We start from the raw sequence: 18,912 nt of genomic DNA, 5'->3' as shown, positions 1-18,912 counted from the left end.
ATCACGTTCGGAAACCGCCGAAACTCGACATTCGACCTAATAAAAAAACGGATGGGACGGTAAGCCGGGTTCTGGTATCGACGATACGCCGACATAACCATCTGTCTCGAACGCAGATTACCCTGCGCTTCAAGCAACCTACCTGCAGTTACGGTCCGGAAACCCGCTGCCGCTTGGTTTTGCTCCAAATGAGGTTTGCACTGCCGCACCCGTTGCCGGATGCGCGGCGGTCTCTTACACCGCCTTTTCACCCTTACCCGTTTTACAACGGGCGGTATATTTTCTGCTGCACTGTCTGTCGGAGGCGGGCTTTGCACTTCTGCAGTTCCCGCATCCGCCCGGTGATTACCCGGCATTTTTTCCGGCGGAGCCCGGACTTTGCCTCACGGATATGCTCTTTCATCAGAGAATGCCCGCGCGGTTATATCCCATCCGTATTATTAACAATTTTATGCACGGCACTTTTTCGCACCGGCATTTGTGCGTTCAATTCCGAATCGCTTACGACTGATCATCGTCTTCATCATCGATATCGTCTTCTTCGTTTTCGTCATCATCGATATCGTCTTCTTCATCGAAGATTTCGTCGTCATCGCCGGCCGCTTCTTTTTCTTCGTTTTCCTCGTCTTCGTCTTCGAAATCGTCTTCAAAGTCATCGTCGTCATCGAGGTTTGCAAGGCTGCCCGTAAAGCTCTGTTTTTGATCCTCGGACGCCTCTTCGTAGTAAAGAATGCGGCTGCAGTACGGACAGAATAAAATATCTTCGTTTTTGCGCACTTCGTTTGCAAACTGCGCCGGAAGGAACATACAGCAGCCTTGACACACGCCGTTTTTGACGGCGACGATGCCCTGCGTGTTACGCTGGATGATACGCTCGAATTTAAACAATATTTCCTGATCGAGATCGGGCGTGATTTTATTTTCTTTTTTCTGCAGGGCTGCGAGTTCGCTTTTGTATGAATTGAGCTCTTTGTCGAGAGAAGCGCGCCCGGCGTTGAGGTCGGCTTCCTGCGATTTGATCATCGCTTCGACTTGCTTTAAATTATCGTTCAAATCGGCAAGCGTTTTTTCCTCTTTTTGCAGATCTTTACGGATGTCCTGTTCTTTGAGTGACGCTTCCGAAATCTGCCGGTCGAGCGCTTCATATTCACGGTGCGTCGTGATGTTGTCCATGCCTTTTTCGCCCGATTCGCGCGATTTGACCGCTTCGTCGAGCTCGCTCTGCAACCGGGCGACTTTCGCTTTCGCTTCTTCGTAGTCGGTGTTTTTTCCGATAAATTCTTTTTTCATGCGATCGAGCAATTCTTCCTGCGACGTGAGCTGTTTCGGCGCTTCGCGTACCTTTCTTTCAAGGTCGTATTTGTGTACGAGTATTTCCTGTAGATCTTTTAATTTGTCGAAAACCTTTGTCATCACCATGTCGATTATACCCTTCCAGATTACCGCATCTAAGGAAGACCTCTAAAAATTACAATTTTTGAAGTCTGTAATATCCTATTGTATAATAAAAAAAACGTTGTGTCTATGCTATTGCTGCGCGGGATCGATGTAGTCGCGAAGACCGTTCGCGCGTCGCGGATGGCGGAGGCGTCGGAGCGCTTTCGCTTCGATTTGCCGGATACGCTCTCGCGTGACGTTGAAGTACAAACCGACTTCTTCGAGCGTGAGCGAATAGCCGTCGTCCAATCCGAATCGCATTTTGAGCACTTCCTGTTCCCGTGGCGGCAGCGTGTCGAGCACCGAGCGGATCTGCTCGCGCAGCAGCGTGTCCGCCGTTTGAGACGCGGGGTTTTCGACTTCTTTGTCTTCGATGAAATCCCCAAGCAGCGAATCTTCTTCTTCTCCGATCGGCGTTTCGAGCGAAATCGGTTCGCGCGCGACGTTTTTTACCTGCTTGACACGGGTGACCGGCCAGCCGAGCTGCTGTGCGATTTCATCGTCGCTCGGCTCGCGTCCGAGCTTTTGCATGAGCTGCCGCGACTCGCGCACGACTTTATTGATCTGCTCGATCATGTGCACCGGAACGCGGATCGTGCGCGCTTGGTCGGAAATGGATCTCGTGATCGCCTGCCTGATCCACCACGTCGCGTACGTCGAAAATTTAAAGCCTTTGCGGTATTCGAATTTTTCGACGGCTTTGATGAGACCGATATTTCCTTCCTGCACCAAATCGAAAAACTGCAAACCGCGGTTCGTGTATTTTTTTGCGATCGAAACGACAAGGCGCAGGTTCGCATTGATAAGCTTGTTTTTCGCCTGCTCCATCATCGCCGATCCTCTTTCGATCTCTTTGCCCATGCTCAAAATTTCGTCGACGCTGTTTTCGAATTCGTATTCGAGGCGGTAGAGCTTTCTGTCGATTTTTTGGATCTGCGTGTAGATATCGCGGATATCGTCGGTCGTCATGTTGAGTTCTTTTTCGAGCTTTTGCGATTCCGAACGGATGGCGATGCGACGGCCGAGACTGCGGAGGTCGGCTATGTTGACGACGCGCAGCTCTTTCATCTTTTTTTCCTGCTTTTGATGATAATCTGCGATCTTTTGCATCGCGTCGCGAAACTTCATCGTAAATTTATCGAGCTCTTCCGACTGTATGTCGATTCGCTGCAGCTGCGGCTGGATTTTTTTACGAAGCGATATAAGCTGCGACGTATCGAATATGCGGACGGTTTGATCGGTTTCGAAAAGCTGTTTTTTTATCGTCATGTACTGCTTGATTTCGGGCAGCACCGGTTTGATGTATTCACTGTAACAGCTTTTGAGCCGCCGCTTTTCCGCCATCTCTTCGTTTATCTCTTTTCGCGGGCGGCCGGGTTCGTGGATATCGATCCGCGTAAAAGCTTTTTGCGCGACGGCGAAAAATTCGGGAATCATGATGCCGGAATTTTTGATGACGTCTTTGATGATGTTTTTGCCGTTTTCCATTTTTTTCGACAGGATGACTTCCTGTTCGGCGGTGAGCAAATTTTCTTTGCCGATTTCACGCAGGTAAAGCCGGATCGGATCGTCGATGCTCGTCTCTTTGTCGCTGTTGACGAGTCTGCTTTTGACAATGTCGACGGCTTTTGCGACGTCGGCCGCTTCGCTCGAAACATCGTCGGCGATATCATCGTCGTTGCTCTCGTCCGCATCGTCGTCTTCGCCCGTTTCTTCAGGTTCTTCATCTTCGACGAGCAAATCGTCGCTTTCGACGATCTGCAGATTTTCGCTTGAAAAAAGCTGAAGCACGTTTTCCATTTTCGGAGAATTGACGAAATCCTGCCCCAGCATATCGGTCACTTCGTCCCACGTGACGACGGACTTTTCTTTTGCATATTCGAAAAGTTTTTGTACGTTGGAATCCAACTCTCGGTTGTTTTGATCTTTTTGTTGATCCATATTTTTTTCGGTACCTGTTTTGCTACTGTTTTAATTCGCTGTCGAGTTTCATTTTTTCCGCAAGAAGCGATTCGAACTGTGTGCGGTCGCTTTCCGTTGCGGGATTGAATAATCGGATTCTGCTCATGAGCGCGCTCCGTTTGCGTTCGAGCGCGTTCCGTTTGATAAGCTTGATACCGTCGTTCACAATGCGCTTTCCGTTTTGTGAAAACTCACCCGACGATATGACACGTGTAATCATCCGTCCGAGCTCTTCATCGTCGCATCGGTTCAGTATGCCGCTTATCGATACGGTATTTTCTCTGAAACAATCTTCCAAGATAATAAATAATTTTTTTGCGAGAGGGTCTTCAAAATCGTCGACGGCGATTTCCGCGCGCATGACCGTATACAGGTCGAGTTCGGCAATGACGGCGAGAACGGTTCGCAATTCGGCGTTGAGAGAGATATCCGAATTCTGTCTGCCTGTCGGTGATTGCTGCCGGGTTTTTAAGCGGTCGCGGGCCTGTTCACGATTTTCAAAATCTCTCTTAACGGCCTCCGGCTTTAGATTAAATGCCTGGCACAGCTGCTCAAGGCACGACTCCCTTTGGATATCGGAGCGGAGCGCGTCGACGTACCGAAAAAACTCGAGCGATGCTTTTGTTTTGCCTTCGGGGGTATCGACAGCAAAATCGCTGCCCAATTTGGATAAAAGAAAGTCACTATCCAATATAGCATTATTTACGTCATTTGTCAAGGCATCGGCCCCGTAGCTTGTCATAATTTCGGCAGGATCTTTTCCTTCCGACAGTTTAATGATCTTTACCGTAAAGTCAAACGAGCGGCACATGATGATCGCCCGCATTGTCGCCGCCTCGCCCGCTTTGTCCGAATCGAAGGAAAGCAGTATCGTATCCGCAAACCCTCTGACGATGTGCAGCTGCTCTTCGGTGAGCGCCGTTCCCAGAGGCGCTACCGCGTATGAAATGCCGCACTGGTGATAAGCGATGCAGTCCATATAGCCTTCGCAAAAGATCACTTTTTTTTCTTCGCGGATTTTATTTTTGGCAAAGTTAAACGCGTAGAGCGTTTCGCCTTTTTTATACTGGATCAAATCTCCCGAATTCAAATACTTCGGCCCGTCTCCGTGCAGCAGGCGCCCGCCGAACGCGCAGCACTGTCCCCTCCGATTAAAGATCGGAAACATGAGACGATCGGAAAAAAAAGCCGAGTCGGGATAATTTTTGCTGAAAAGTCCCGAGCGGGAAAGAAATTCGTCGCTGAAATTTTTTCCGCGCAAAAATTTTTTAAGCCAGCTTCTGTCGGCCGGCGCATAGCCGAGCTTGAACGCCGCTATCGTTTCGGCCGTGATACCGCGGCCGGTGATATACGAAAGCGCATCTTTTCCACCGGGCGTTTCAGTGAGCAGGTAGTGAAAGAGAGAAGCCGTGCGCTCGTAGAGATCGATATAGAGATCCTTTAATCCGTCGTCTTTCGGCCGTTCGGGTATGTCGCCCCCCGAATACGTCACTTCGATTCCCGCCCGCTTTGCAAGTGAGCGCACGGCGTCGGCGTAGGAAATCTTTTCCGTCTCCGTAACGAATTTGATAACATCTCCGCTTGCATGGCAGCCGAAGCAATAGTAAAATTTTTTATCGCCGTCGACGTGGAATGAGGCGGTTTTTTCGTTGTGAAACGGACAGCAGCCCCACCAGTCGTTCCCTCCCCGCTTCGTCAATTTCGTGTATTCGCCGACAATCGAAACGATATCGGACATATTGTGGACAGCTTCGATCGTATCCTGAGATATGAAAGATGCCATCAGTTTTCCGCCGCCTTTTTTGTCGTATAGCGAACGCCTTCTTTGATGTGTTCGCCGAATGAATCCGAAAATGCGTGGCGTCCCGTTTTTTCGTCTATGAGGCGAAAATAATAATAATTCGTTTTCGGAGCGTCGGCTGCCGCTTCGAGCGCGATCATGCCGGGATTCGAAATCGGAGTCGGCGGAAGCGCCGCCCACTTATACGTGTTGTAGGGACTGTCGATTTTCAAATCGTCGTAGGTGATGACGTCGGGGTGCGCTTTGTTCTGTATTTCGGTGATGATGTATTCGATCGTCGCGCACGAATACAAGCCGATATTTTTTGCGATGCGGTTTTTAAACACGCTCGCGATAAGCGGCGCTTCATCCGCAACGCGGTATTCCCTCTCGACGATGGACGCGAGGACGAGCGTTGTCTGGAGTTCGTCCGGAGGAAGGGATGCGAGAGTAGGATTTGCGCGTATATGTTCGAAAAAATTTTTTACCATCATATCGATGACCGACGAAGATGCCATGCCGGGTGTAAAAAAATAGGTATCGGGAAAAAGATATCCTTCAAGCGTCGAAGAGCGGATATCGTATTTTTTAATAAGTTCACCGTCTTTCGCCGAAGCTTTAAAATCCGATGCCGAACAGATGCCCGCTTTTTCGAGGCGTTCGGCGATTTTCGAAATCGTCAATCCTTCGGGAAAAGCTATGTGCACGTATTCTTTTTTTCCCGACGATGCGAGAGCGAATATGTCGGCGACGCTCATACCGCTTGAAATACGGTATACGCCGCTTTCGAGCTTGAGCTTTGCGCCGCCGGCAAGAAAACGGAAAAAGGAATAGCGTGCGGCAAGGTAAAACGCATTTTTGTTTTTGATGAGTTTTTTTTCTTTGAGCGTGCGGGCGAATTTTTTTACGGTCATTCCTTCCGGAACTTCGATGCGTTCGGTTATCGCCTTCTCCGCGCTCGATGCCGGCCGCGTTTCGTATATAAAAAAAAGAGACGCGGCAAAAAAAACGAATACGAATGCACAAAGCGCGGCAAAAAAATTGCGTCTGCCTTTTGTGTCGAATAACCTTATGCCGCGCTTATCGCGCACTCCGCCCGATTTTTTTGTTCTCATGAATAAAATCGCTCCGCATCTCCGATCGAAATGGAATTATACACCGCTTTTTCGACGGCGTGTACGAATCTTTCAAGACCTGAAGGAATGCTTTCTTCGTGGTCGCGGAAAAAATGCGCGATGAGCGCCGTTTCGTTCGGTGAAAAATCGTATGAAAACGAAAGAGAAGTGAGCTTTGTTACATCGTCCGTCATAGACTTATCTCCGCGCCCTCCGTCGCGAGGTAAACTTGCATATTCGCGTGTTCGATGTATTGTGCGTACCACCGCGCCGCGTGCAAAATTGAATGAAGCTTTTTATCGTCGTACGTCGGTTCGTGATGAAAGAGGTACACCGATTTGATATTCCAGTGAACCGCAAAATCGATCGCATAGCAAAACGCCGAGTGACCCCAGTTTTCTTTTTGATAGGCTTCGGCGACGGTGTACTGCGAATCGAGCACAATGACATCGGCGTCCTGAAACACTTTTATGCGTGCACTCGTTTTTTCGAAATCCTTTTGCGAAAGCTCGACGTCCGTCGCGTACACGAATTTCTTTCCGTTTTCGCTTATGGCATAGGAATACGAATTTCCCGGATGTGACATTTTGCAGCAACATACGGGAACTCCTCCGACGCTGAACGGTTCGCCCGATTTGACCGTGTGAAAGGTGATCCGCTTTGCACACACGTCAAAGGGCGCCGGAAAATACGGCCGCGACATCTGAAAAGCGAGAATACGATCGGCTGCGGGGAAAGCCGAATAGATATCGATTTTGACCGAAGTGTCGTAGATCGCGTCGAAAAACGGAAAGCCCTGCAAGTGATCCCAATGAAAATGCGATAAAAGCAGATTGTAGTGATTGTCGGCGGGCTTTACGCCGGTCTTTCCGAGCACGCGTATGCCCGAACCCGCGTCGAGCACGATCTCCGTTCCGTTTGCAGTTTTTACTTCAACGCAGGGCGTATTGCCGCCGGTTGTGCCGTACAGCCACTCGGGCAGAGATGCGATAAACCGTTCGCGCGCATCTTCCGACGCGATGTCTTTTTGCGTAATACGCTGGACGACTGCGGTGATTTTCGTTTGAATCTGCTGAGGCGTAAGCGGAGTCGGAATGGAACCCCGCACTCCCCAGAAATATACTTTCATCTGCACTCCCCTCCGCGCTTAAAACGCAGCGGCTCGTTGTTTTCATACGCCGTACGCGCTGCGTTTATTTCATCCTTTGTCCAAAGCTTTCCGCGGTTTATGCCGGGACAGGCGTCTCCTTCTTTTTGCCACGATTCTTTGTCCGTCAAAAATCCCGTCCAAAACGGATATGTCCTGCACTGCACGGGACGAGAACCGTAAGCGGTGCAGCCGTCTTTCCACAAAATGCAGTCGTAATCTTCCGTATCTTTCAAGCACAAAAGGTATTCGTCGTCATACCGGGGAACAAGGCGGCAATAGGTTTTAATAAACTGATCTTCGCTCAAATTAAACCATCGGCACAGATCCGTCAAATCGCTTTGCGACAAAAAGACAAATCCCGGTTCGATTCTGCAACAGCGGGAACATCGGTTGCACTCAAAATAAAGACCGTCGTCAAAAAAAGCCGGCATAGTATCAGTATAAAGAAAAAGCCCGTTACAGGCAACGGGCTTTTCGCAATGGGGAGTGAAGGATTCGAACCTACGAAGGCATAGCCAGCAGATTTACAGTCTGTCCCATTTGACCACTCTGGAAACTCCCCAAAAAGCCGACTCAGGGATTCGAACCCTGGACCTCGAGATTACAAATCACGCGCTGCTACCAGCTGAGCTAAATCGGCGCTGCAGGTCGGCACATACTATATAATAATATAAATCTCGTCAAGTAGTTTTTAAAAAATCATACGGCTGCCGTATACAATTTCAAATCAGGGCGCAGCGTTTCCGCTCCGTTTATGTATACGTGGCGCACGGATGCGCCCTCGTCCATGTATGCGGTAACGAGCACGCGGATCATACCTTTCGCCATGCCGCGGACAGAAGCTTCTTGACTGCAAAAAAGTGCGCAGGCGGAAACGTCGATTTCGTTTTGTCCGCATCTGAGCGCGGAAGCGGGATTTTTTGCGTCCAGATCTTCGGTCATCGTAAACTGTATCGATACGACGTCTTTCGAAGCGATATTGTTAAGTTTAAAAAGAGAAGTGCACATATCGCACACCCCTTTCGTAATCGATTCGGCCGTATTTTCCGCGCCCGTCGCTCCGCGTAAACCGTAGAGACGTTTTGTCATCGGCCGCTCGCTGCGCTTCCCGAAAAACTTCCCTGCAATTCGGGATAGGTTTTTAAAAGTTCGGATACGTCCCTATTCCGCGCTTCCGTACGTACTTGCCGTATGTGCTGCGCTTCGATATACGCATCGCGCGCGCTGTTGTACAATGTGCGGTCGGGCAGCTTCGACGAAAGAACGGCAAAGTTGTCGAAGACGATGTTCGGATAATCGATCGATGCGCGAAGGCCTTCGAGGAGCTCTTCCGATGTAACGGTTTCCGGCTGGAAGTCGGTGCTGTCGGACGATTTCATTAAAATATACGACGCGGCTTTTCCCGCAAGGGCGGTGCACGAAGAATCGAGATATGCGTCGAGGCTTTCGGCGTCGGTGACGATGCCGCCGCTTACGAGAGCGATGATGTTTTCAGGCGTAACGCGCGCTGTACAGATAAAATCGAATCGATATGAAAAATCGGGAGCCGATTGAAAAGCGGTGCTGTACACATCAGCCGACGGGAGAGAACCCGATACGGTTTTCGTTACCGTGTGCGGCTTTAAGCTGAATACGCGGAGTACCGCGTTCGTCGGAAGCAGGCTTTCCCAATGCCATGAAAATTTGCCCTGCAAAATAGGTTCGCTGTTGACGCCGCTCGTTTTCGATATGAGCACGCCGCATTCGCCCGCTCCGATTTTGAATTGCGTCCATCCGAAATAAAACACGACGCCCGCTGAAACAAGTAAAATAAAAAATATTGCGATAACCTTTTTCATACTTCCTCTATGTATGTTTTTACTGTATACTCAAAATTATAATCTTTTTTACGATAACTGCAAGGTGGGCGATGAGAGGCAAAGAAATTGAAAAGGACGATTCGAAACCCGTTTTATATCGGCTCGTCATGCGTACGGTTTTATTTTTCGCCCTCTTTTTATTTTCACTCCTCGTCTTTTACGCGATCGGAAATTACCAAAATTTTCTCGACGAAAATCAATATCTTATTTTAACCGCGGCTTCTCTCGCGGCTATCATGCTCTTCGTTTTTTCCGTTTGGGGCTTTGCGGTTTCGCTCGTATACGCGCTCAAAAAAGATATCGCTCGCCGCGCGCTCTACATCGTATCCGCGGCACTTATGCTTTTTACGGCGGCTTTCGGTTTTGTGTGCATGTTCGCATCCCGCCTTATCGATTTTCTTGCGGACGGAATGTAACCGATGCGGACAAGGGCAGAATGAGTAAAAAATCCGCTTCGCATGCGGTAAGCGTCACGGGCTTTCGATCCGTAAAATAATTTTCCGAAATACGGTTGCTGATGCTCGGCATACCCTCTCTTCGAAAGTTTTCCCAAAAAAGACCGTGCGATACGAGCTTTCCTTCGGTACGGGAAGAAGCCGTGCGGGCGACGGAAACGATGTCATCCCGTTTTAAATCGGAGATGTCGCAAGCAGTTCCGCTTTTGAGCAGCCGGACGGCTTCGTTCGGAAGGAGCCATAGGTCGGCATGCTGCGGAGAACAAAACGAATCGCATATCGCCAAAAGGTGGTCGAGCCTGCCGCCCCCGCCGCCGATGAGCGTGATAAACGGAATTGCATTTTGTAAAGAAGCTTCACGGAACGCCGCATCCAAAGCGAGTTCCGTATCGGTAAAATCTTTGTCGCAGGGAAAACGTTCAATGCGCGTCGCTCCCCGTTTTTCTCCGAACTGCGGACTTTCATCATCGCTCCGCCCGTACACATCGATGAGCTTTACATCTGAAATGCTGTCGAAGTCCCCGACGATAAAATCGGGCGTCAAATCGATGTGCGCCGCTTCGCCGCTTTTGAACGCATCCGCATAACGCTTGAGCGTATCGAGTCCCGAATCCGCAGCGATGACGATGTCGGGCGCATGGGAAATAAAGTACGATTCGACCGCTTTCGGCTCCGGGGCATCGCCTCCGGTAAAGATCGTGCAGCGTATAGACTTTTTCCGCTCGGAAAACTTATAATCGCTCATACATGTATAGTAGCGCAAAAAATATAAAAATTCCCCCCGTCCTCAAAAAAATGCACGACATTTTTTCCCGCGGCGGTTTCCGCTCCTACCTCGTCGGAGGAGCCGTACGCGATATGCTCATGGGCATTCCCCCGCACGATTACGATGTCGCAACCGACGCAAAGCCCGAAGACGTCATGCGTCTCTTTCACCGCGTCATTCCGACGGGGATCGCGCACGGAACGGTAACCGTGCACCTCATGGGGTACCACATCGAAACGACGACTTTCCGCACCGAATCGGGCTATTCGGACGGACGGCATCCCGACAGCGTTGCCTATGCGGCGTCGATCGAAGACGATCTTTCGCGGCGGGACTTTACGATGAACGCGGTTGCCGTCGATCTCGCCGACGGAAAACTCGTCGATCCGTTTTCCGGCAGAGACGATATCAAAGAAAAACTCATCCGTGCGGTCGGAAACCCGCACGAACGCTTCGGCGAAGACGGACTCCGCCCCGTCCGCGCGATCAGATTTGCCGCTCAATTGAAATTTCGTATAGAAAAGTATACATATTCGGATATTTTCGAGGAGAAAACGCTCGCCGTCGTCCAAAAAATTTCGATCGAGCGCTTTCGTGACGAATTCATCAAAATGCTGGCTTCCGACGACCCCTCGGTCGCGCTGAAAATGCTCGAAGAAACGGGCATACTCGCTTTTTTTATCCCCGAACTCCTCGAAGGACGGGACTGCCTCCAGTCCGACTCTCGCGGCTTTCACGACTTCGACGTGCTCGACCACCTCTTTTACGCCTGCGACGGAGCGCCGAAAGACAATCTTACCGTCCGCCTTGCAGCCCTCTTCCACGATATCGGAAAGCCGAAAACAAAGCGCGTACTCACTGAAAACGGCATCGAAACGATAACGTTTTACAGCCACGAGCGGACAGGCGCCGAAATGACGAAAAAAATCCTCACGCGTCTTCGCTTTCCGGCAAAAACCGTCGCTTCGGTTTCGCATCTCATAACCGAACACATGTTCCATTACGAAAGCGCATGGAGCGATGCCGCCGTCCGCCGCTTTATCGTGCGCACAGGAACGGAGTCTATCGACGACCTCTTCGATTTGCGCCTTGCCGATATCTACGGCATGAAGCGGAAACCCGTGCGAATGCACGACAGCGCTGTCGGAAAAAATCTTGTCGAATTGAAAAAGCGGATCGAAGCCGTGCAAAAAGAAAATTCGGCGCTTTCGCTCAAGGATTTGGCGGTAAGCGGAGACGATCTTGCAGACGCCGGAATACCTCGAGGAAAAGAGATGGGGCGCGTGCTCAAAGAACTCTTCGACACCGTACTCGACGATCCGAAAGAAAACACAAAAGAGAAGCTTTTGACGATCGCACGGAATATATACCGAAAAGACGGAAAGGATGTAAAATGAAATCGCTGCGACAAAAAAGCCGATTGCCCGTACGGATGAAATCTCAAAGCACGAAAACCCGAATGAAAACAGGGATATGTGAGGCAATGGGTGTCTGGAGATTTTTTCAAATATCGTTTATATTCGAAAAGACTGTATAAGAGAACAGGAGGCATAATTTTATGAAAAAGCTGTGTGTGATTGCGGCGGCTGCCGTAATCGGAATGTTTTCGCTGTATGCAAGCGGTAAAGACGTCTCGTACAAAGCGGGAACCTACAGAGAGTCGGCGAAGGGCAATAACGGAGATGTAACGCTCGACGTAACCTTTTCAAAGAATGCGATCAAAAGCATTAAAGTCGTTTCGCACAAAGAAACGCCGGGTCTTTCCGATCCCGCGTTCGCAAAGATTCCCGATGCGATCGTAAAAAAACAAACGCTCGCAGTCGACGCCGTTTCGGGAGCGACGAATACGTCCCGTGCGATCCTTGAAGCCGTCGAAAAAGCGGTCAAAGCTGCAGGCGGCGATGCGGCTGCTTTGAAAAAATAAAACGGTTTCCGAAAAAACGTAGCCGCATATTCAAAGCATCGAATGTGCGGCTACGTCGTTACGCATCCGCTATAAGCCGTATCGGACAGTGATCGGAGCCGGCGACGTCGCTCAAAATCTCGCTCGATATTACGTGCGGTGCAAAGCTTTCGTTTACGCACTGATAATCGATTCTCCATCCGATATTTTTTTCCCTCGCGTGAAAACGGTAACTCCACCACGTATACCGTTTGGGTTCCGTGCAAAACATTCGGAACGTATCCGTATAGCCGCTTGATGTAAATTCGTCCATCCACGCCCGCTCTTCGGGAAGATAGCCCGCATTGCCTTCGTTCGCTTTAGGGTTTGCCAAATCGATCGGTTTATGCGCAATATTGTAGTCGCCGCACAGCACGACGTCGAAACCTTTTTTGACGAGCGTATCGAGATAGTTTAAAATCGAAGCGCAAAAGCCGAGCTTGTATTCGAGCCGTTTGCCGCCGTCTTGGCTGTTCGGGAAATACGCGCTTATGACGACGAGTTTTCCGAAATATGCGCTCACGACCCTTCCTTCCGCGTCGTAGGCGGCATCTCCGAGGTATTCGACTTTGTCGGGCGCTTTTTTCGTATAGAGCGCCGTGCCGCTGTAGCCCGCCCTTTGTGCCGATGCAAAAAAGGACGTATAGCCTGCGGGCTGCAAAAGAGCGGGCGAAAGCTGTTCGGGTTTTGCTTTCGTTTCCTGAATACACACGATATCGGCTTTGCAGGAGGCGAGCCAGTCGACAAATCCTTTTTTTTCAACGGCGCGGATACCGTTTACGTTCCACGAAATGATGTTCATACTTTCCCTATATCGCCATGTTCATGACTGTCCGCACTTCGTCGAGCGTTTTTTCCGCGACGGCGCGAGCGGCTCGTATGCCGTCGGTGAGGACGCTTTTGATATACGCTTCGTCCTTTTCGAGTTTTTTCCGCTCGGTGCGGAGCGGGCGGAGTTTTTCGTTTAGGCTTTCGGCGAGCAGGCTTTTAAGCATTTTTCCGCCGCCGTCTCCGATGCGTTCGGCAATCGATTCGGGAGCTTCGTCCGTGCACAGCGAAATGAGCTGCAAAAGGTTCGCCACTTCGGGACGATTTACCGGATCGTAGGTGATCCGCCGCTCGCCGTCGGTTTTCGCTTTTTGTATCAAAGCCGCCGTTTCGTCTTCGCTCGCGCACAGCATGATCGCATTGCCCCGGCTTTTGCTCATCTTTTGGCTGCCGTCAAGCCCTTTGATATTCGGCGTTTTCGAAAGGAGCGCATAGGGTTCGGGAAACACGGGAGCGTCTTTTGCAAAGCGGTCGTTGAAGCGCCGCGCGATCGTGCGCGTCATTTCGAGGTGCGGAAGCTGATCCTTTCCGACGGGAACGACGTTCGCTTTACAAAAGAGTATATCGCATGCCTGATGGACGGGATACGTGTACATGCCGGCGTTTACGTTTTTTATACCGGCGGACTGTATTTCCTCTTTGACGGTCGGATTCCGCATAAGCTCCGCGTTCGACACGAGCGTTAAAAAGGGCAGCATGAGCTGATTGCATTCGGGTACGCAGCTGTGCGGATAGATGACGACGTCTTTTCCCGGTTTGATCCCAGCCGCAAGATAATCGATGACGAGCTGTTTCGTATTTTGGCTGATTTCGCGGAAAGCGTCGTGATCGGTGAGCACTTGGTAATCGGCGATCAGCACCATAGTCGGAACGCCGAGATTTTGCAGGCGCACGCGGTTTTGAAGCGAGCCGAAATAGTGCCCGATGTGCAGCCTTCCCGTCGGACGGTCGCCCGTGAGTACGCGGTATTTTTTCGGATTGAGTTGAATATCTTTTTCGATTTCCCGGCTTTTGGCGAGAGAAGCTTCGTAGGTGCCGCTCTCGTCGGCATACTGTATTTCATCGCGTTCGTTCATTACTCGAATATAGCACATCGCGCGGATGTAAGCTATACTGTCGTCGGTTATGGATTTTACGGATTTTGCTGCGGGAAGCGACGACGGCGGAAGACGGGTCGACAGAGTGCTCCGCCGCTTTTTGTACGATGCGAATCTTTCTTCCGTATATGGCGCTCTCCGCAAAGGGCTCATCCTCGTCAACGCTCAACGCGTAAAACCCGATGCGCGCATCGAAAGCGGAGATGTCATATCGATCGCATCGTTTTTACTGCAAAACGAAAACTCCTCCGGCAGCGAAAATAACCCGATCGAAAATCGGCGAGAGAACAAAGCAGCCACCCTGCCCTACACCGTCGTCTTTGCAAACGAACATTTTCTCGTCATCGACAAACCGTACGGTGTAGCGGTTCAAGGAAAAAATTCGATTGCCGAAAAAATCGCCGTCTATTACGATGCATCCGTGCCGAAAAAAAAACGCTCGCTCTCTTTTGTCGCAGGCCCCCTCCACCGCCTCGATAAAAATACGACGGGCATCCTCTTTTTTTCGTGGAGCCTTAAAGGAGCTGCGTGGTTTTCGAGAGAGCTGAAAGCGCATCGCATACGAAAAAAATACATCGCGCTCGTCGAAGGCGACATGGAAAGCGAATGCGTGTGGGAAGATTTTATTAAAAAAAACGATGAGCCGAAAGCGCTCTTTTATACCGTGCGTGTCGTGTCCGGCAGTACGGCCGGTGCGGGCGACGTACAAAACCTCACAAGCGGCACGGGCGACGTGCAAAACCGTGCAAGCGGTCAAGCGGACAAAACCGTGTGCGCAGCAAACGGCGCGGCATCGGGCTCGCTCGCCGCAATGCACGGCGCAAAACGCGCGATCACAAAAGCGAAGCCCCTTTGCCGCGCATCGTACAAGGGACGAAGCGTAACGCTCGCCGAATACGAAATCGAAACGGGGCGTATGCATCAAATCCGCGCCCAGTCCGCGTTTCACGGTTTTCCGCTTTTGGGCGATACGGCGTACGGAGGAAGCCGCATCGACGAAGCCCAAGCTTTTTTTCTTCACGCGTACGAAGTGCGCATCGGCGAAAATCCCGTCGGTCTTCCGCCCGTCATCACATCAAAGCTGCCGCACGCTTTCGAATCGTTCAACGATAAAATATTGCCGAATTGGCGGAAGTCATTTATACTGTAGATAAGGATGTAAGACAAAGCAGTGCGGATATTTCGTAATGTCGTAAGCGAATTGATTCAGCCGTTTAAACCGGATACCGTATATGCGCTCGTCGGCGGAAGCGGCACCGGCAAAAGCTATAAGGCAAAGCTCATCGCCGCGCGTTTCGGGCTTCGCGCCATCATCGACGACGGACTGCTCATTCAAGCCGATAAAATTCTTGCGGGGCATTCGGCAAAAAGCGAACAGTCGTTTTTGGGCGCCGTACGCGTTGCGCTTTTCGACGACAAAGAACACCGCGACGAAATCGCGCGAAAAATCAAACGCTACCACATCAGGCGCATCCTCATACTCGGCACGTCCGAAAAAATGGTTATGCGCATCGCATCCCGATTGCAGCTGCCCCCGCCGTCGAAGATAATCCGCATCGAAGACATTTCGACCGAAGACGAAATCGCGCTCGCCGTAAAGTCACGCCAAATCGAAGGCAAACACGTTATCCCCGTGGCAGCGGCGGAAGTGCGGAAACTCGACCCGAAAATATTTTCAGGCGGCATCCGTTTCCGCTTTCACCGCCTCAATCCCCTCTCGCTCCTTCGCAAGGATAATAAAGTCGTCGAAAAATCGATCGTACAGCCGGAATTTTCAAAACAAAACCGCCTGCACGTTTCCGAAGCCGCGATCGCAAAGCTGGCCGTTTCGTGTATCGCAGGCCTTGACGGCGCGATTGTCGTCAAAAAGATTTCGATTGCGGCCGACAGCCGCGGCTATAAGCTCACGATCACGATCGACATCCCTTCGGACGCGCAGTCCGCATCGGGTACTCCGCTCACAAAGCGCGTCGACGGACTGCAAAAATCGATCATCGACGCCGTCGAAAGCACGACCGGCACTTTTATCGAAGAAGCGAATATCATCATCGACAAAGTAACCGAACGCGTTCCCGGGTAAGGCTGTCGGAAATTTGTTTTATAAAAAAATTAATAATTTTTCGATTTTACCTTTGACATTTTCGGACGCATTTTTTTGCCATCCCGCCTTCCGCGGCTCGCTCACGCTCGGCCGCTTCGCTCGCTCTTCTCGCTCCAGTGGCCGCCTTCGGCGCCGCTCCACGCGGGCGTAAGCGGTATTTTCATTTTCAGTTTTATTAATTAATCAAAAAACGGGATCTTATTGATCGTCTGTGTATTCGATCGGTTTTCGCCGCTTTTTTGAAGAGCGGACTGCAACGCCGAGCGTCTGCAGTACCGAGCGTACGGCGAATTCGAGCTCCGTTCGCTGAGGATTCATCGGAAGCACGTACTTTCTGCATTCGCTCCACGTCCGTATGTAAAGCTCTCCGGAAGGCGTGCGAAGGGCGACTTCTTTTTTCCAATCGGTAAGTGTTTCGATAAAATCCTGCACGATAAAAACGAGCTTCCTTCCGAGCCGCACATCGCCGTCCGATGCGCTCAATTCGTCGAGCGCTTGCAAATGTTTCATATACGAGCTTTCAAAATCTTTGCTTTCGTATATGAGAGAAGTCGCCGCGGGCTGCAAGTACATATATAAGTCGGTTTCGAGCGCTTCACGCACGATATCGTAAGCGCGGCCGCTGTTGATGATTTTCAGCAGTTCTTCGGTCAGGCGGGACGCCGACACCGTTTCGAGAAGGTTTGCGCTCTTTCGGATTTTGTATCGCAGCGAAAAAGGCATGCGTGCTCCCGTCATCGCCGAATACTTTACCGCGCGCAGCATACGCACCGGATCTTCGACGAAGATGCGGTCAAGCGCGATGACCGGGCGAAGGACGTGTTTTTTGATGTCGCGCATGCCGCCGACATAATCGACAACCTGTTCTTTTACGGGATCGTAGTACAGCGCGTTGAGCGTAAAATCGCGCCGCTTTACGTCTTCGTCCATAGAACCGAATTCGTTTCCGACGGAACCGTCGACAGTCGAACGAAAAGTGCTCACTTCAAAAATCTTCGATCCGAATACGACGTGTACGAGCCGGAAACGGCGCCCGATAATGCGCGCATTTCTGAAAATTCTTTTGATGCGATTCGGCGTCGCATCGGTAACGATGTCAAAATCTTTCGGAACGTTTCCGACGATCAGATCGCGCACCGCCCCTCCGACGATGTACGCGCTGAAACCCGCGCCGCGCAGCCGCTCGATTATCTTGAGCGCATCGACGTCGATTTTATCTTTTGAAATACCGTGTTCAAGTTTTGTATAGATGAGAGCCTTTTTGACGGGTTTGCCCCGTTCGTCCGTTCCATAGCGAATAAGCACAATAAATTAATAATAAGGAATGAGTCCGTCCGCGTCAATACATCGTGTCCGCTTTGATACGGAAATTTTGAAAAAATCGCTCAAGACGAGTTTTGCGATGTTTTTGCAAAACCGTGAGGATTTGCAAAAACTCGAGGTTTATCCCCGACACGGAAGCCGGGAATAAACCGAATTACCCATTAAATCACGGCAGCGTCAAAAACGGCTTTTTAAAGTCCTTCCAGATCGGAGCATTTTCGTACGCGCTGACCGAGATGGCAGGCACTTTTAATGTTACGCCGGACAAGACTACATTCTCAAAAGCATCGCTTTCCAGTGGGGGAGGTGTTGCCGCCTTACAGGTAACGCTTTGTAATTTCGGACATCTTCCGCAGAAAAGACCGTCCGTCGTAGTAAGGCTTGCAGGCAGTTCAACCGTCTTAAGTTCTGAACAACTATCAAGAAACTGGAATCCCACTTTGGTAACGCCTTCGGGAATCTTGACATGTTCCACCTTGCTGAAGGCAAGGAAGTTACTCCCTATGGAAGTAAGCGTCGAGGGAATGCTGACCGTTTGTAAATTCTGGCAATAATGCAAAGCATGGTCTTCCACCGTTGTAAGACCTGGTTGCAAAACAATGGAAGTAAGCTTTTCACTGTAGTAAAAAGAGTGATCTCCCAGCACCCTGACGGAAGAAGGCACCGTATAAGATGTGCCGGTTTTACCGGTCGGATAGCGGATCAGCTTTGTTTTATCCTTATTGAACAAAACGCCGCCGTCTACGCTTAAAAATGCAGTTTCGCCGCTTAAAGCAAAAGCCGTCAACGAGGTTAAATAACCGAAGTCACCGATACATCTTCCGCTGAAACCGGTGAGGGTGTAGGTAATGCCCGAGTATTCGACCGTTACGGCAACGGTATAAACGCTGCCGACAGAACCGTTTTCACGCTTTGTCATTATTACATGCTTTTGCGTCTTGTCGACTACCTCGTACTCTGCGCCGTTTGAGAGCGTAAACTCATTGGGAATCTCTACGGAAGATATAAAGGATACCTGTATTGTCGCCGCCTCTGTTACGGTGTGCTCGTAGGTGTTTGTGATATTGCCCGGAACGGCCGTGCCGTTTACCGTCCAC

Annotated in this window: 19 protein-coding genes, 2 tRNA genes and 1 other RNA gene; 5 read left to right on the top strand and 17 right to left on the bottom strand. The window is 50.5% G+C overall.

Going from position 1 to position 18,912, the window contains the following annotated elements; translation table 11 throughout:
* Positions 1-44: 44 nt before the first annotated feature.
* The 12 genes from rnpB to HMPREF0860_RS13375 all read right to left on the bottom strand — a co-directional run bounded on the left by rnpB (position 45) and on the right by HMPREF0860_RS13375 (position 9,282).
* An RNA gene (gene rnpB, locus HMPREF0860_RS13385) (RNase P RNA component class A) lies at positions 45-435 on the bottom strand.
* Positions 436-501: 66 nt separating this feature from the next.
* On the bottom strand, positions 502-1,413 hold the full coding sequence (locus HMPREF0860_RS09900; protein WP_310823817.1) for a zinc ribbon domain-containing protein: 912 nt from the start codon (positions 1,411-1,413) through the stop codon (positions 502-504).
* A 114-nt stretch (positions 1,414-1,527) separates the two neighbouring features.
* Positions 1,528-3,378, bottom strand: coding sequence for an RNA polymerase sigma factor RpoD (rpoD, locus tag HMPREF0860_RS09895; RefSeq protein WP_021330219.1), 1,851 nt, complete (start codon positions 3,376-3,378; stop codon positions 1,528-1,530).
* A gap of 22 nt (positions 3,379-3,400) precedes the next feature.
* Positions 3,401-5,182: a DNA primase gene (gene dnaG, locus HMPREF0860_RS09890; protein ID WP_021330213.1), complete on the bottom strand. Its 1,782-nt coding sequence runs from the start codon at positions 5,180-5,182 to the stop codon at positions 3,401-3,403.
* Positions 5,182-6,294: an endolytic transglycosylase MltG gene (mltG, locus tag HMPREF0860_RS09885; RefSeq protein WP_021330201.1), complete on the bottom strand. Its 1,113-nt coding sequence runs from the start codon at positions 6,292-6,294 to the stop codon at positions 5,182-5,184. The genes dnaG and mltG overlap by 1 nt, the downstream gene beginning before the upstream one ends.
* Entirely contained in the window at positions 6,291-6,488 is a 198-nt protein-coding gene (locus HMPREF0860_RS09880) for a hypothetical protein (protein ID WP_021330216.1), read from the bottom strand. Before HMPREF0860_RS09880 ends, mltG begins: the two co-directional genes overlap by 4 nt.
* Positions 6,485-7,423 (bottom strand): MBL fold metallo-hydrolase, encoded by a 939-nt coding sequence (locus HMPREF0860_RS09875; RefSeq protein WP_021330204.1) that lies wholly within the window; start codon positions 7,421-7,423, stop codon positions 6,485-6,487. The genes HMPREF0860_RS09880 and HMPREF0860_RS09875 overlap by 4 nt, the downstream gene beginning before the upstream one ends.
* The gene (locus HMPREF0860_RS09870; RefSeq protein WP_021330198.1) at positions 7,420-7,875 is read right to left on the bottom strand and encodes a YkgJ family cysteine cluster protein; all 456 of its coding nucleotides are present in this window, start codon (positions 7,873-7,875) and stop codon (positions 7,420-7,422) included. Before HMPREF0860_RS09870 ends, HMPREF0860_RS09875 begins: the two co-directional genes overlap by 4 nt.
* Before the next feature lie 49 nt (positions 7,876-7,924).
* Positions 7,925-8,006 (bottom strand) — tRNA-Tyr (locus HMPREF0860_RS09865).
* A 4-nt stretch (positions 8,007-8,010) separates the two neighbouring features.
* Positions 8,011-8,084 (bottom strand) — tRNA-Thr (locus HMPREF0860_RS09860).
* 59 nt (positions 8,085-8,143) lie between these two features.
* Entirely contained in the window at positions 8,144-8,533 is a 390-nt protein-coding gene (locus HMPREF0860_RS09855; protein WP_021330195.1) for a chorismate mutase, read from the bottom strand.
* Positions 8,530-9,282 carry a hypothetical protein gene (locus HMPREF0860_RS13375; protein WP_021330220.1) on the bottom strand — a complete coding sequence of 251 codons (753 nt, stop codon included), beginning with the start codon at positions 9,280-9,282 and terminating at the stop codon, positions 8,530-8,532. The genes HMPREF0860_RS09855 and HMPREF0860_RS13375 overlap by 4 nt, the downstream gene beginning before the upstream one ends.
* Before the next feature lie 71 nt (positions 9,283-9,353).
* On the opposite strand from HMPREF0860_RS13375, the gene HMPREF0860_RS13370 reads away from it, so the two are divergent.
* Entirely contained in the window at positions 9,354-9,719 is a 366-nt protein-coding gene (locus tag HMPREF0860_RS13370) for a hypothetical protein (protein ID WP_021330207.1), read from the top strand.
* Here HMPREF0860_RS13370 and HMPREF0860_RS09840 read toward each other — a convergent pair.
* Entirely contained in the window at positions 9,691-10,503 is an 813-nt protein-coding gene (locus tag HMPREF0860_RS09840; RefSeq protein WP_021330206.1) for a thiamine pyrophosphokinase, read from the bottom strand. The genes HMPREF0860_RS13370 and HMPREF0860_RS09840 overlap by 29 nt on opposite strands.
* 2 nt (positions 10,504-10,505) lie before the next feature.
* On the opposite strand from HMPREF0860_RS09840, the gene HMPREF0860_RS09835 reads away from it, so the two are divergent.
* Positions 10,506-11,921, top strand: coding sequence for a CCA tRNA nucleotidyltransferase (locus HMPREF0860_RS09835; RefSeq protein ID WP_021330215.1), 1,416 nt, complete (start codon positions 10,506-10,508; stop codon positions 11,919-11,921).
* 161 nt (positions 11,922-12,082) lie between these two features.
* Complete coding sequence (locus tag HMPREF0860_RS09830) at positions 12,083-12,448, top strand: FMN-binding protein (RefSeq protein WP_021330214.1); 366 nt, start codon at positions 12,083-12,085, stop codon at positions 12,446-12,448.
* A 58-nt stretch (positions 12,449-12,506) separates the two neighbouring features.
* On the opposite strand, the gene HMPREF0860_RS09825 is transcribed toward HMPREF0860_RS09830, so the two are convergent.
* Positions 12,507-13,268 carry an exodeoxyribonuclease III gene (locus tag HMPREF0860_RS09825; RefSeq protein ID WP_021330203.1) on the bottom strand — a complete coding sequence of 254 codons (762 nt, stop codon included), beginning with the start codon at positions 13,266-13,268 and terminating at the stop codon, positions 12,507-12,509.
* A gap of 7 nt (positions 13,269-13,275) precedes the next feature.
* The gene (gene trpS, locus HMPREF0860_RS09820; protein ID WP_021330200.1) at positions 13,276-14,370 is read right to left on the bottom strand and encodes a tryptophan--tRNA ligase; all 1,095 of its coding nucleotides are present in this window, start codon (positions 14,368-14,370) and stop codon (positions 13,276-13,278) included.
* A 49-nt stretch (positions 14,371-14,419) separates the two neighbouring features.
* Here trpS and HMPREF0860_RS13365 point away from each other — a divergent pair, with 49 nt between their 5' ends.
* Together HMPREF0860_RS13365 and HMPREF0860_RS09810 are read left to right on the top strand one after the other, a co-directional pair.
* Positions 14,420-15,541 (top strand): RluA family pseudouridine synthase, encoded by a 1,122-nt coding sequence (locus HMPREF0860_RS13365; protein ID WP_021330218.1) that lies wholly within the window; start codon positions 14,420-14,422, stop codon positions 15,539-15,541.
* A 21-nt stretch (positions 15,542-15,562) separates the two neighbouring features.
* The gene (locus tag HMPREF0860_RS09810; RefSeq protein ID WP_021330196.1) at positions 15,563-16,471 is read left to right on the top strand and encodes a hypothetical protein; all 909 of its coding nucleotides are present in this window, start codon (positions 15,563-15,565) and stop codon (positions 16,469-16,471) included.
* A 219-nt stretch (positions 16,472-16,690) separates the two neighbouring features.
* Here HMPREF0860_RS09810 and pcnB read toward each other — a convergent pair whose 3' ends face one another.
* Positions 16,691-17,797, bottom strand: a complete 1,107-nt coding sequence (pcnB, locus tag HMPREF0860_RS09805; RefSeq protein WP_021330208.1) for a polynucleotide adenylyltransferase PcnB — start codon at positions 17,795-17,797, stop codon at positions 16,691-16,693.
* A gap of 184 nt (positions 17,798-17,981) precedes the next feature.
* The coding region (locus HMPREF0860_RS09800) for a leucine-rich repeat domain-containing protein (protein WP_021495736.1) at positions 17,982-18,912 on the bottom strand (931 nt) is incomplete at its 5' end.

The sequence above is a fragment of the Treponema socranskii subsp. socranskii VPI DR56BR1116 = ATCC 35536 genome (genome assembly GCF_000468115.1).
Lineage (GTDB): Bacteria > Spirochaetota > Spirochaetia > Treponematales > Treponemataceae > Treponema_D > Treponema_D socranskii.
This window is presented reverse-complemented; position numbering and strand designations above follow the sequence as displayed.